Consider the following 12,069-nt stretch of genomic DNA (forward strand, 5'->3'; position numbering starts at 1 on the left):
ATATGTCGCTGACTGCACGCGTCGCTACCCACCTTCCATACCTCCGACGCTTTGCCCGGGCCGTAACCGGTTCTCAGACTTCTGGCGACGCCTATGTCGCCGCCATGCTCGAGGCTCTCATCGAGGATCTCTCGCTTTTCTGCGATACCGGCAATGACCGGGTCAGCCTCTACAGGCTGTTTGTTCAGATCTTCGAACGTCTGGATGTCGAGGTCGCGCCGCTGGAATCGCCCTTCGCCTGGGAAAAGCGGGCCGCGGCAAATCTTGCCAACCTGCCGAAGACGGAGCGCATTGCGTTCCTGCTCATCTCGGTTGAAGCATTTTCCCCCTCCGACGCCGCCAAGATTCTCGACGTTGACGAAGCGCAGTTCTCGCGCCTGATCGAGGAAGCCTCGCGACAGATTTCCCAGCAGGTTGCGACCGACATCATGATCATCGAGGACGAGCCGCTCATCGCGCTCGACATCGAGCAGATGGTCGAGGACCTCGGCCACCGGGTGACCGGCGTGGCGCGCACGCACACGGAAGCCGTCGCTCTCTTCAAGAAGAGCGCGCCGAAGATGATCCTCGCCGACATCCAGCTTGCCGACGGCAGCTCCGGTATCGACGCGGTCAACGATATCCTTAAAGAGGACATGATGCCGGTGATCTTCATCACGGCATTCCCGGAACGGCTGCTGACGGGGGAACGTCCCGAGCCGGCGTTCCTCGTGACCAAGCCGTTCAACCCGGACATGGTGAAGGCTCTGATCAGCCAGGCTCTGTTCTTCAACGAGAAGGTGAAGGAACAGGCGTAATAAATCGGCTGCGCAAACCGGTTTCGAAAGTTCATTTGCGGCACCGTCGGCGATGGTCGACGGGCGCCCCACAGAGGGTTTGACTGGTGCATAGATTGTCGTGGGTTGAGTCGGGGGAGATTGACGCGTTGTCGCGCGATTTCTTCATCCATGCTCTTCTCGATATGGGCGCCTGCTATCTGCTCTACGACGAGAGCGACAAGTGCATCTGCATAACCCGCCTGCCGGATCCGTGGACGCGCACGCTTGTCGAGACGCCGACCGATCTCAGCCTTTTCGGTCCCGAAATCGCCGATCGGCTGAGCGCGCTGAAGAAGGGGTTGACAAATCCCGGCATGCAGGACCGCATCGATGTCAGTCCCGACGAGGAGACCGTCTTCGAATTTCGCTGCCGAAAGGTCGATATTCCCGAGCGCGGCCTCTATTACATCACGTCGATCACCGACAAGTCCGAAGAGCGCCAGCGTGAAAAACTCCTGCGAACGCTGCTGCTGGAAGTCAGTCATCGCTCGAAGAACCTGCTTGCGGTGGTGCAGGGGATCGCCTCGCAGACCGCACGGTTTTCCGGATCGCTCGATTCGTTCCTGCAGAAATTCAGGGGCAGGCTTTATGCGCTGTCCCAGTCGCAGGATCTGGTGACCGAATCGAGCTGGAAGGGCGCCACTTTCCTGGATCTGCTGCGCGGTCAACTGTCTCGCTATGTTGCCGACACTTCGACCGCCATAGAGGTCTCTGCCGAGAACATCCTTCTGTCTCCTAACGCGGCGATGCATGTGGGGCTTGCCCTGCATGAACTGATCATCAATGCCATCAGCCATGGTGACATCCTGAAAGGCACCGGAACGGTTCGTGTCAGCTGTCACCGCATCCAGACGGCCGCCGGGAGTGAGATCAAGATCGTCTGGACCGAGCAGCCGTCGTCGGGGACGTTCGAGGAGGCGAAGTCGATCGAGGGCCAGTTCGGCAGCACGGTCCTGCAGAAGGTCGTGCCTGCCTCCGTCAACGGCCGCGCGATCCACCGGGTCGACGAGAGCGGCATCCACTACGAGCTGACATTCCCGGCAGACGTCCGCGACTGAATTCGGACTGGGACACACTTTCACAAAGGAACAAACACGGCTCCCGTTCGTTGTCCGTGGCCTTGGGGACACAGACAATGATCACCGTCAGACGGTCGAACTACAGCCATAAGAGAATCAATCTGGACAGCCTTCTCAATCTTCTTGCGAGGCTGTCATTGATCGTGCTCGCCTTGTTTGCCTGCATCGCGGCGATGGACTATGCGCAGGTCATCATCGCGCCGGTCGTGCTGGCGATCGTGATCGGGCTGATGCTCGCGCCGCTCGGCTTGCGGCTGGAACGGATCGGCTGTTCGCCCTGGCTCTCGTCCGGAGTGGTGGTCCTGGCGCTTCTCATTCTGATCATGGGTACGATCATTGCTTTCTCAGTTCCGATTTCCGCGTGGGTGGATAAGGCGCCGGAGATATGGCAGTCGCTGCAATTGCGCATTTCCGACTGGCGATCGACGATCTCCTCGCTGAATGCGTTCTGGGAACGGCTCGGCCAGGTCGCCGGCGACGCGAGCAAGATGAAGGTCAGCGTGGACGGCAACAGCGGCGTCGAAACGGTGATCACACTCGCGCCGGCCTATGTCGCGGAGATCATCCTCTTTCTGCTCAGCCTCTATTTCTTCCTCGCGACGCGCGATAATTTCCGTGTGCTTGTATTGTCTCTCTGCATAACCCGACCGCTGCGCTGGCGCGCGGCACGGATTTTTCGCGACGCCGAACGTCTGATGTCGCGCTATCTGCTGTCTATCTCCATCGTCAATATCGGCCTTGGCATCGTCGTCGGCCTGGCGCTCTGGCTGATCGGAGTTCCGTCGGCCTTCCTATGGGGCATGCTGGCGGCGGTTCTCAACTACGTCGTCTATGTCGGGCCGGCCCTGATGACGGTGATCCTGCTGGCGGTCGCGCTCGCAACGAATGACACGATGGGTGCTACCCTGTTGCCGCCGTTCGTCTACCTTTCGATCAACTTCATCGAATCGCAGTTCGTCACACCGCGCGTGCTCGGCTCGTCGGTGACGCTCAATCCCTTTCTGATCTTTCTGGCGCTCACATTCTGGCTCTGGCTGTGGGGTCCGATCGGCGGTTTCATCGCCGTTCCGTCGCTGCTCATCTGCTCGGCGATCCTGACCAACATCATCCCGACGCTGGCCATCGGAGAGCCGACATCTCCCAGGAGAAACCCGTGAAAATCTTCAAATGCAGCAATTGCAACAATGACGTCCATTTCGACAATCACGTCTGCGTCAATTGCGGCGCGTCGCTCGGATACAGCCACGAAACATTCGAGATGCTTGCCTTTACGGAGCAGCTGCCAGCAGGGCGAATTCGCTGCGCGAATGCGGATGCGGCCAGCTGCAACTGGCTCGTCGATGCGGATGAGGGCCATCCCTTCTGCGTCGCCTGCCGGCTGAACCTGATGGTGCCGAACCTCTCCAATCCGGAGCATGCCGAGCGCTGGCGGCGGCTGGAGAGCGCCAAGCGCCAGTTTCTCTACGGTCTGATGCGCCTCGGCCTGCCGATCGTGTCGCGCGAGGAGGATCCCGAAGAGGGGCTCGCCTTCGAACTCTTGGCCGATCAGCCAGGCGACGACAGCGGTGCGGTGATGACCGGGCACGACAATGGCCTGATCACAATCAACATCGCCGAGGGCAGCGATCCTGAGCGCGAGGCACGCCGGGAAGCTTTGGGCGAGCCGTTGCGCACGATGATAGGGCATTTCCGCCACGAATCCGGCCACTATTACTGGAACCGCCTGGTGCGCGACCGGGGCAAGATCCCGGAGGCGCGCCCGATTTTCGGGGATGAGAGCGAGGATTACGCCGAGGCGCTGCAGCGCTATTATGCCAATGGTCCGGCGCCCGCCTGGCAGGACCATTTCATCAGCGCCTATGCCTCAAGCCATCCCTGGGAGGATTTCGCCGAAAGCTGGGCGCATTACCTCCATATCGTCGACGGGTTGGAGACGGCGCAGTCGTACGGGCTGAAATCCACCAACGCGGCCATGCCTTATGATCCCTACGATGCCGCCCAGCCGGTCGAAGAGATGGTCAACGCCTGGGTCTCGCTGTCGATTGCCGTCAACGCGGTTAACCGGAGCATCGGGCAGCCGGATCTTTATCCCTTCGTGTTCTCCGAGGATGTGATCGCAAAGCTTGGCTTCATCCACCACCTGGTGCACGCCCAGGCCTGAAAAGGAACAAAACTTCGCCATGGCCGTTTCTTCATCATGGAAAAACGGAGGCGGCTATGAGCGGCTTTGCAGCAATTCTGGTTTTGGTGGCTTGCCCGGTGGGATATGGCGAATGCGTTCGCGAACCTGTCCGCGTGGTATCCTACGAAAGCGTCGCGGAATGCGACAGAAGACTTCCGATCGAGACCAAGCGGGCTGGGAAATACGGGATGAAGATCTACGGATCGTGCAACATCGTTGATGCCAATCTGGTGACAACGCGCACCCCGATCAATTTCACGGCGGGCGCTAGTGCCTACAAGACTGCCCGTGTCACTGCCGCGCCGACAGGCCAGGCTATGAGTTTCTCTACGTCCGAATTTGAAAGGACCCTGGCCCAGCGCGCTTCCAACTAGACGCCGTACAGGAGACGATCATGACAAATTCCAGTGAGAAAGACTTCGAAATCCGCAAGATGGCTCAGGATGCCCAGCTCGACGAGGACCTGGAATCGATGGTTCCGCCGACCTGGAAGCGCTCGACATCTTTCTTCATGGCTGTTCTCTTCTGCCTGATCGCGCTTGCGCTGATCGCAATTCTCTACGTTTCCATCGGCTGACGATTTCCGACGAACAAGCATTCGCTTAAGCTGGCAGTCCGTCCGCCCCTTCCTCTTTTGGAGTTCGAGAACGCATGGATCTGGCTGGCTTCGTCCAGGCGCATGGCGCCGTTATTTGCCTTGTCATTCTTGCCGCCCTGTTTGCCGCTTTCGTCTCGGAGAAATTGCCCGCTTCGGCAGTTGCGACGATCGGGGCGAGCCTGATCGTTGCCCTTGGTCTGGTGACGACAGATGAAGCGCTTGCCGTCTTCTCGAACAGTGCGGTCATCACGATCTGCGGCATGCTGATCCTCTCGGCCAGCCTCGTGCGGACCGGCGTGCTGGAAGCGTTGGCCGGGTATGTTGTTGCGGCCGCTTCAAGCCGACCCCGCAGCGCGCTGGCCATGATGCTTGGCGGTTCCGTCCTGTTTTCCTCCCTCGTCAACAGTACGCCGGTGGTGATTGTCCTCATTCCGCTGATGAAGAATCTCGCGTCCGCGCTCGGCACCAATTCCAAGCGATTGCTCATCCCCTTGTCCTACGCGGCGATCCTCGGCGGCACCTGCACGTTGATCGGGACCTCGACGAACCTTCTGGTCGACAGCGTCGGCAGGCAGGCCGGATTGCCGGCCTTCGGGATTTTCGACATCACGCCCGTGGGGCTGATCACGGCAGCCGCCGGTCTGACGTTCATGCTGCTTTTCGGTGCGCGGCTTCTGCCGGCGGACAGGGAGAGCGACGACGACACGATCGTGCGCCCGGACATCATCACCGAATTGCGTCTGCGCGATACCTTCGCGTCGCTCGGCAAGCGTTATGGCGATATTTCGGAGCTGAAGCCGCGCGGCGTCAAGATTGTCGCGATCTACCGCAACCGGGTGAAGCTCGATCAGGAGGACGCCGCGACGGTGGCGGAGGCCGGGGACCGTCTTGTGCTGCGGACAACGGCTGAGGAACTCGCCACGCTGCGCACCGTCGAAGGTGTGCGCGTCGGGCTCAGCGTGCGTGGCCGGTTCAATCCCGAAGACGAGATCCTGCGCGTGAGCATAGCGCCGCAAAGTCCGGCCATCGGATCGACGCTGCCGAATGCAACCTTCTTTTCCCGCTCGGCTGTCACGGTCGTCGGCGCCAGCCGCTTCCGCAATCTCGCCGGCCCGGACCTGTCGGGCCTGATCCTGAAACCAGGCGACCGGCTTTGGGTCAGCGGTCCGAAGGAGGAGCTTGCGACGCTTGCGCGCGACCGGTCTCTGATCGCGTCCGAAAGCGGGCTGGCTCCGCCTTTCCGTCGCAACAAGGCAATTCTCGCCATCCTTGCCCTGGTCTTCGTCGTCGTGCTGGCCGCATTCAATGTGATGCCGATCGTGGGGCTGGTCATCATCGCGGTCGGTTTTCTGCTCCTCATCCGCGGCCTGGACGCAAAGGATGCATGGCCCGCCGTCAACGGCGAGGTGGTCATGCTGATCTTCGGCATGCTTGTGGTGGGGACTGCGATGGAAAAATCCGGCGCGGCGCAGCTGATCGTCGACACCCTGTTGCCGTATCTGAAGGGCCTGTCGCCTTTCATGGTGCTGATCGCCTTTTATGTCCTGATTTCATTCCTGACCGAGATCATCTCGAATGCCGCGGTCGCCATCCTGATGGGCCCGATCGCGGTGTCGGCGGCGGAAGGATTGGACCTGCCGCCGGTCGCGCTCCTGGTGGTCGTGATGTTTGCCGCCAGCGCCAGCTTCGCCACGCCCATCGGCTACCAGACCAACACGCTCGTCTATGGCGCGGCCGACTATCGCTTTGTCGATTTCCTGAAGATCGGTGTCCCCATGAACATCATCTGCGGTCTGGCCTCCTGCACGGCGATCTATTTCTTCTTCGTCTGACGCTTCTCTGCGGCCTGCCTTCGGGAGGGCCTGAACTGCGCATAAAGAAATGCCCGGCGTCATGCCGGGCATTTTTTGGTCCGTCGGTTGACGGGGCGGTTAGACGCCCCGGCGGAACCCGCCGAAGATCAGCGAGAGGACGAACAGGATGATGAAGACGAAGAAAAGGATCTTCGCGATGCCGACCGATGCACCGGCGATGCCGCCGAAACCGAGGGCTGCTGCAACAAGGGCGATAACCAGAAATACCAGGGCGTAGTAAAGCATGTCACTTCTCCTTTGACAGATGCTTGCTAAACGCGCCGGACACGAAGTCGTTCCCATGGACTTATAAAGGAATTCGTTCATTGTATGGAATTTGCGGGAGGCTGACGAAATTGCAATTCCTGCGGGGAACTTTCACCCCACGGGCACCGTTAGGGTGAAAACAGAAACAAAGATACGTGGTTCGAAATGCGCAAAACAGATTCCAGACAAGTTGGCGGGACGGCCGGCGGGGCCGACGCGTCAACAGATTTCGCCCATGACGGCATAGCCTCCAAGCTCAAGGAGTTTTACGGGGTCCTCGAAGACGAGGGTATTCCCGACAACCTCGTTCAGCTCCTGGAAAAGCTTGATGCCGCCGAAAAGGCCGGCGCCAAAGTTCAGACTTCAAAGGGTACAGTCGATGGTTGACAAGACCAAAGCCGGATTTGATTTCAAGAGCCAGCTGCTGACCACCATTCCCAGCTTGCGGGCGTTCGCCGTGTCATTGAGCGGCCAACACGATCGGGCGGACGACCTTGTCCAGGAGACCGTGGTGAAGGCATGGTCGAAGCAGGAATCGTTCGAGCCGGGCACCAATCTCAAGGCCTGGCTGTTTACCATTCTGCGCAACGAATTCTATTCTCAGATGCGGAAGAAGGGGCGGGAAGTTTCCGATCCCGACGATTATTATACCTCGCAGATGTCCGTCCACCCAAACCAGTACGGATCCGTCGACATGAAGGATTTCCTGCATGCGCTGAAACAGATCAGTGAAGATCAGCGCGAAGCGATCGTCCTGGTCTGCGCGTCCGGTTTTTCCTACGAGGAAGCGGCCGAGATCTGCGGTTGCGCGGTCGGCACCATCAAGAGCCGCATCAACCGGGCAAGAAGCCGCCTTCAGGAACTTCTCGGCGTCAGCGGTGAAGCAGATTATGGCCCGGACGCCCATAGCGCTGCCGTCATCAAGCAGACTCTGACCGCGTAACAACAGGCAAACGGGGCCGTCAGGCCCCGTACAAGCCTTCCAGAAATGCCCGTATGGCATCATCGGTAAACGGTATGTCGATGACGGGGTAACTGGTTTCCGCGCGCAATTTTTCCCGGATATTCGGATTGGCCGTCAGGAAAGCGACTTGCGAGCCCGCTTTCATGATCCTCTCTGCCTGCTCGCAACATTCCTGGAACGTGGCGCCAGCCTCGACGAGCACGAGATCGCGCTGGGAATGCGCCAGCATGTCATCGAGGTGATCGCGCCGACAGAGGCTGATCTCGCAGTCGAGCAGTTCGCGCACAGCCCTTTCCGCGTCCATTGCAATGAAAAACTCGTTCTCGGCAATCAGAATCTGGCGGCGGCGTTGGGTCATCTCATCCTGCGAATCGTTGTCGTCTACACGGTCGAGAACTGTGTGGCGGAGTGAAAGTCTGCAGTTCTCGAGGCGGGGGCCGGGGAGCAACTACGATTGGCGACACGAAAGACCGAGTTGGGCAACAAGTCATTTAAATATGACATGTGAAATCGCTTTTGCGGAACAAACCCGCAGCATCGGCGTTCATGAGAGTTGAACAGGAGATCCCGTCGTGGACACAAAAGTTGACACCAGGCCGTCGCAGGATTGCAAGAATTGCAGCCTGCGCAAACTGTCGGGCCTCAGGCCGCTGTCGGTGCCGGAACTGAAGTTCGTCCAGGATTTCAAGTCCGGAGAACTCGCCTGCGATCCCGGCATGACGTTGATCGCCGAGAGTGCCTACAGCCCGCATCTCTACACGGTTCTCGACGGCTGGGGCTTCCGTTACAAGACGCTTGAGGATGGCCGTCGCCAGATCCTCAATTTTGTCGTTCCCGGAGATATGGTGGGCCTGCAGGGCGCCGTTCTCAAATACATGGATCACAGCGTCGAGGCCCTGACGCCCATGCGCCTGTGCGTGTTCGAACGGGAACGCTTCTTTTCTCTGTTCGAGCAGCATGCCGATCTGGCATTCGACGTGACCTGGATCGCTTCGCGGGAAGAATGCATCCTCGATGAGCATCTGCTGAGCGTTGGCCGTCGTTCCGCGCTGGAGAGGTCCGCCTATCTGCTGGCCTTTCTTTATTACAGGGGCCTCACCTCGGGTCTGATCTCGAAGGGCAGAGCACACCTTCCGGTCACGCAGGCGCTGATCGCCGACACGCTCGGACTGTCGATCGTGCATACCAACAAGACCCTGAAGAAGCTCGCCGCCCGCAAGCTCGTGGCCTGGAAGGAAAAGGGGTGCGAAATCCTTGACGCCGACGGCCTCTGCGCGGTCGCACAATGGGAACCAAGAGCCGAAGCTGAACGGCCGTTCATCTAGATTTTCTCTTATCTATTTGAATTGTAATAATAAAATAAAAAGAAAAATTCTGCCGATGATTTCAGGAACCTTTAAAGAGCTCATCACGTTTACCTCCTGTAACCGGTCGGAAAGACAAGAAACCTCCCAAGCCTGACCGGATAGAGAGAGAAACCAAAGGAGACATCCCATGTTTCGTGCACTTATTGCTTCGACCTTTCTGACCGCTGCCGTTGCCTTCCCGGTCATGGCGCAGAGCACCAACACCGACGCCGGCGCAAGCGGTGCCGCGACGATGGATTCCGGTGCTGCAACCGGCACCATGGACACCAAGCCGGCCGTTCCGGGCGTCGGCACTGCCGGTACCGCCGATGTTACGGCTGACGCCCAGGCCAAGCCGATGATGAACTTGGAAGGCAAGGAATTTGCTGCCAACCAGCTGATCGGCACCTCGATCACCGATGGCAACGATGAGAGCATCGGCGAAATCGGCGACATCATCCTCTCCACCGAGGGTGGCGTACAGTCCTACATCGTCAATGTCGGCGGTTTCCTGGGTATCGGCGACAAACCGGTTGCCATTGCCCCCGACCAGTTGACCATCATGGCTGATGCCGACGGCAACTTCTCCGTCAAGACGGCGATGACCAAGGAACAGCTGGAATCGGCCCCGCAGTTCGATGCGACCAAGTATCCGATGGATGCGGCCGCTCCGGCTACGAAATAACAATAAGACATTCTGACAATTCGCCGGCGTCGCAAGACGCCGGCTTTTTTATTCCGGCTTGGCGAGCGTCACGATCACTTCCGCGACCGTGCCGCGGTCGGTCTCCGGATAACGGATGCCGCTGCCGATGGTGTCGGCCATCGTCTTGACGATCTTGCGTCCAAGTCCGGTCGACGCGGCGCTCGGCTGGGCGGCATTGACCCCCACACCGTCATCTTCGACCGCAAGCCGGGCGGAGGTTTCGTCGCTCTGGTTGAACAGAACGCGGATTTCACCCTGCTGGCTTTCGGAATAGGCGTATTTCAACGCATTCGTCACCAGCTCGGTGACGATCATGCCGGCGGAGACCGCCTTGTCGGCGGGTAGCAGGATGCGATCGACATCGATGCTGATCGACGTCGACGAGCCCTTCGCGGCAGTCGCGGTAATGTCCTTGACCAGTGCGTTCAAGTAAGGCTGCATCTCGACGTTGCGAACATCGTCCGTCGTGTAGAGGCTGCGGTGCATTCCGGCGATGGCCGAAATGCGGGCCTGCGTCTCTTCCAGCGCTTCCTTGACTTCGGGATTGCCGGAATTGTTGGCCTGCAGGCGCAGAAGACCGGCGACGAGCGCCAGGCTGTTGGCGACGCGATGGTTCATTTCCGCGAGCAGGGCTTCGGCCCTTTCCTTGGCGAGCCGTGTTTCCTCGTCGGCGCGGGCCTTCGCCTCGCGCAACCGCGCATTGCTGACCGTCTGGTTGATCGCATCGACCAGAAGGGGGAAGAAATCCTCGCTGACGCTTTTCAGCACATAGTCGGATGCGCCGGACTTCAACGCATCGATGGCGATGCGCGCCTCGTGCGAGCCGGTTATGTAGACCACCGGGATGCCGATGCCGAGCTCCTGAAAGCGCTTCAGCATGTCGTGGCCGGTCATGTTGCTCAGGTAGTGATCCAGAACGATCACGTCGAAAGACTGCTCGCGAAGGTAGCTGATCGCGATTTCCGGGTCATGCGTGTGCGTGACATCGTGACTCGCCCGGCCAAGATTTCTCTTGACCAAACTCGCGAGGGCAAGGTCGTCATCAATGTAGAGTATGCGTGTTTCCATATAAGCCGCTAGCGTCTGTCCTGCAGGGGCATACCCCTTGACCGGTCTCCTCGAAGGCCGCACGTTAGCGCGCCGCGGATTGAATTCCTAGTTGCATGTGATCAACGGTCAGACAAAAGTTCACCGAAAACGGATGAATTTTCAGAGGTGTCTCGCTTCGGCACGAGTACTCGCAATGCCTTCGGGTGAAGCTGGATAACAACCTCGCCTTCAAACAGCACAATTTCTCCGTCCATGACCACATGGGTCTTGCGGCGGCTGTCGAGAAGCTTCAGGCTGACTTCGCGCGCCGACGAAATATCTATGTCGGGATCGTCGAGCCAGTGGCCCCTGATCAGGCCGAAGGAAAGCTTGATGAGCGTGCCGAAGGTGGCCGGCGGCAGCGTGTAGAGGCCGAGAATGCCTTCGTCGAGCCTGTCGGAATATGGCAGGTGACCGGCGCCATACATGTTGTTCGACACGGCCACCAGGCTGAAGCGGCCGCTCTTTTTCGGCACGCCGTCGCACAGGATCTGCATCTTGATGCGCGGCGCACGCCGGAAGACCGTCAGCGCGGCACGCATGCTCGCCAGGATCTTGCCGATGCGCGAGCGAAAGGGCAGCGATTCGCGCAGGCGGACCATCTTGGGGTGAATCCCGGCGGCGAACTGATGGATGAACGGCTTGTCGTTCGCGGTTGCAATGTCGACGCGCTTTTCCTCGCCGGTGGCGAGCGCCTCGACCGCGGCAAATATGTCGGTGGGAAGCTCCAGCGACTTGGCGAAGAAGTTCATGGTACCGGCGGGGACAACGGCCAGAAGCTTCTCATGCTTCCAGGCGGCGGCTGCGCCGAGCGACAGCGTTCCGTCGCCGCCGGCGACGATGATGCCGTCAAGGCGAGGGTCTGTCGTCACCCGTTCGACGGCCTCCACCACATCCTTGCCGGACGCCATGACGATTTCGACCTCATGGCCCGCCTCAGTGAAAGCGGTCTCGATATGCCGGGTGAACTGCTCGACGTCGATCGTGCGCAGCGTTCCGCCTGCGGCATTCACGATGGCTGCAAAACGCATGGCGGCTCCCCCTTGGTTCCCATGTCGCCGCCGGACACAATGCGGCGAGGGGCGACCATCTGGTACGCCCCAACCAAGAATGCTTCCGATGGGGAATGGTTCCCCAAACGCTTAAATTTTCGCGGTCGACGTGATC

15 protein-coding genes are annotated in these 12,069 nt (G+C 59.6%); 11 read left to right on the forward strand and 4 right to left on the reverse strand.

Annotation, left to right across the window (positions count from 1 at the left end):
• Positions 1-2 precede the first annotated feature (2 nt).
• The 7 genes from NN662_RS01830 (at position 3) to NN662_RS01860 (ending at position 6,509) form a co-directional block, all read left to right on the forward strand.
• Complete coding sequence (locus NN662_RS01830) at positions 3-797, forward strand: response regulator (protein WP_261928612.1); 795 nt, start codon at positions 3-5, stop codon at positions 795-797.
• A 128-nt stretch (positions 798-925) separates the two neighbouring features.
• Entirely contained in the window at positions 926-1,876 is a 951-nt protein-coding gene (locus tag NN662_RS01835) for a sensor histidine kinase (RefSeq protein WP_261928613.1), read from the forward strand.
• A gap of 77 nt (positions 1,877-1,953) precedes the next feature.
• Positions 1,954-3,054 carry an AI-2E family transporter gene (locus NN662_RS01840; protein WP_261928614.1) on the forward strand — a complete coding sequence of 367 codons (1,101 nt, stop codon included), beginning with the start codon at positions 1,954-1,956 and terminating at the stop codon, positions 3,052-3,054.
• Positions 3,051-4,058, forward strand: a complete 1,008-nt coding sequence (locus NN662_RS01845) for a putative zinc-binding metallopeptidase (RefSeq protein ID WP_261928615.1) — start codon at positions 3,051-3,053, stop codon at positions 4,056-4,058. The genes NN662_RS01840 and NN662_RS01845 overlap by 4 nt, the downstream gene beginning before the upstream one ends.
• 56 nt (positions 4,059-4,114) lie before the next feature.
• Positions 4,115-4,453 carry a hypothetical protein gene (locus NN662_RS01850; RefSeq protein WP_261928616.1) on the forward strand — a complete coding sequence of 113 codons (339 nt, stop codon included), beginning with the start codon at positions 4,115-4,117 and terminating at the stop codon, positions 4,451-4,453.
• A 20-nt stretch (positions 4,454-4,473) separates the two neighbouring features.
• The gene (locus NN662_RS01855; protein WP_261928617.1) at positions 4,474-4,656 is read left to right on the forward strand and encodes a hypothetical protein; all 183 of its coding nucleotides are present in this window, start codon (positions 4,474-4,476) and stop codon (positions 4,654-4,656) included.
• A gap of 74 nt (positions 4,657-4,730) precedes the next feature.
• Entirely contained in the window at positions 4,731-6,509 is a 1,779-nt protein-coding gene (locus NN662_RS01860; protein WP_261928618.1) for an SLC13 family permease, read from the forward strand.
• A 99-nt stretch (positions 6,510-6,608) separates the two neighbouring features.
• Here NN662_RS01860 and NN662_RS01865 read toward each other — a convergent pair whose 3' ends face one another.
• Positions 6,609-6,776, reverse strand: coding sequence for a DUF1328 domain-containing protein (locus tag NN662_RS01865; protein WP_261928619.1), 168 nt, complete (start codon positions 6,774-6,776; stop codon positions 6,609-6,611).
• Between the two features lie 186 nt (positions 6,777-6,962).
• On the opposite strand from NN662_RS01865, the gene NN662_RS01870 reads away from it, so the two are divergent.
• Both NN662_RS01870 and NN662_RS01875 read left to right on the forward strand, forming a co-directional pair.
• Positions 6,963-7,184, forward strand: coding sequence for a NepR family anti-sigma factor (locus NN662_RS01870; RefSeq protein WP_261928620.1), 222 nt, complete (start codon positions 6,963-6,965; stop codon positions 7,182-7,184).
• Positions 7,177-7,740 carry a sigma-70 family RNA polymerase sigma factor gene (locus NN662_RS01875; protein ID WP_261928621.1) on the forward strand — a complete coding sequence of 188 codons (564 nt, stop codon included), beginning with the start codon at positions 7,177-7,179 and terminating at the stop codon, positions 7,738-7,740. The genes NN662_RS01870 and NN662_RS01875 overlap by 8 nt, the downstream gene beginning before the upstream one ends.
• 19 nt (positions 7,741-7,759) lie before the next feature.
• Here NN662_RS01875 and NN662_RS01880 read toward each other — a convergent pair whose 3' ends face one another.
• Positions 7,760-8,119 carry a hypothetical protein gene (locus NN662_RS01880; RefSeq protein ID WP_261928622.1) on the reverse strand — a complete coding sequence of 120 codons (360 nt, stop codon included), beginning with the start codon at positions 8,117-8,119 and terminating at the stop codon, positions 7,760-7,762.
• Between the two features lie 214 nt (positions 8,120-8,333).
• Between NN662_RS01880 and NN662_RS01885 the strand changes: the two genes are divergently transcribed.
• Both NN662_RS01885 and NN662_RS01890 read left to right on the forward strand, forming a co-directional pair.
• Positions 8,334-9,086: a Crp/Fnr family transcriptional regulator gene (locus NN662_RS01885; RefSeq protein ID WP_410010895.1), complete on the forward strand. Its 753-nt coding sequence runs from the start codon at positions 8,334-8,336 to the stop codon at positions 9,084-9,086.
• Between the two features lie 169 nt (positions 9,087-9,255).
• Positions 9,256-9,792: a PRC-barrel domain-containing protein gene (locus NN662_RS01890; protein WP_261928623.1), complete on the forward strand. Its 537-nt coding sequence runs from the start codon at positions 9,256-9,258 to the stop codon at positions 9,790-9,792.
• A 48-nt stretch (positions 9,793-9,840) separates the two neighbouring features.
• Here NN662_RS01890 and NN662_RS01895 read toward each other — a convergent pair whose 3' ends face one another.
• Both NN662_RS01895 and NN662_RS01900 read right to left on the reverse strand, forming a co-directional pair.
• Positions 9,841-10,881 (reverse strand): sensor histidine kinase, encoded by a 1,041-nt coding sequence (locus NN662_RS01895; RefSeq protein WP_261928624.1) that lies wholly within the window; start codon positions 10,879-10,881, stop codon positions 9,841-9,843.
• A gap of 101 nt (positions 10,882-10,982) precedes the next feature.
• Complete coding sequence (locus tag NN662_RS01900; protein ID WP_261928625.1) at positions 10,983-11,933, reverse strand: diacylglycerol/lipid kinase family protein; 951 nt, start codon at positions 11,931-11,933, stop codon at positions 10,983-10,985.
• Between the last annotated feature and the right edge of the window lie 136 nt (positions 11,934-12,069).

This window comes from Rhizobium sp. NRK18 (assembly GCF_024385575.1).
Classification (GTDB): domain Bacteria; phylum Pseudomonadota; class Alphaproteobacteria; order Rhizobiales; family Rhizobiaceae; genus JANFMV01.

Coding starts and splice junctions, on each gene's coding strand:
- NN662_RS01830 (WP_261928612.1), top strand. CDS start 3: ATGTCGCTGACTGCACGCGTCGCTACCCACCTTCCATACCTCCGACGC.
- NN662_RS01840 (WP_261928614.1), top strand. CDS start 1,954: ATGATCACCGTCAGACGGTCGAACTACAGCCATAAGAGAATCAATCTG.
- NN662_RS01850 (WP_261928616.1), top strand. CDS start 4,115: ATGAGCGGCTTTGCAGCAATTCTGGTTTTGGTGGCTTGCCCGGTGGGA.
- NN662_RS01855 (WP_261928617.1), top strand. CDS start 4,474: ATGACAAATTCCAGTGAGAAAGACTTCGAAATCCGCAAGATGGCTCAG.
- NN662_RS01860 (WP_261928618.1), top strand. CDS start 4,731: ATGGATCTGGCTGGCTTCGTCCAGGCGCATGGCGCCGTTATTTGCCTT.
- NN662_RS01865 (WP_261928619.1), bottom strand. CDS start 6,776: ATGCTTTACTACGCCCTGGTATTTCTGGTTATCGCCCTTGTTGCAGCA.
- NN662_RS01870 (WP_261928620.1), top strand. CDS start 6,963: ATGCGCAAAACAGATTCCAGACAAGTTGGCGGGACGGCCGGCGGGGCC.
- NN662_RS01875 (WP_261928621.1), top strand. CDS start 7,177: ATGGTTGACAAGACCAAAGCCGGATTTGATTTCAAGAGCCAGCTGCTG.
- NN662_RS01880 (WP_261928622.1), bottom strand. CDS start 8,119: ATGACCCAACGCCGCCGCCAGATTCTGATTGCCGAGAACGAGTTTTTC.
- NN662_RS01890 (WP_261928623.1), top strand. CDS start 9,256: ATGTTTCGTGCACTTATTGCTTCGACCTTTCTGACCGCTGCCGTTGCC.
- NN662_RS01895 (WP_261928624.1), bottom strand. CDS start 10,881: ATGGAAACACGCATACTCTACATTGATGACGACCTTGCCCTCGCGAGT.
- NN662_RS01900 (WP_261928625.1), bottom strand. CDS start 11,933: ATGCGTTTTGCAGCCATCGTGAATGCCGCAGGCGGAACGCTGCGCACG.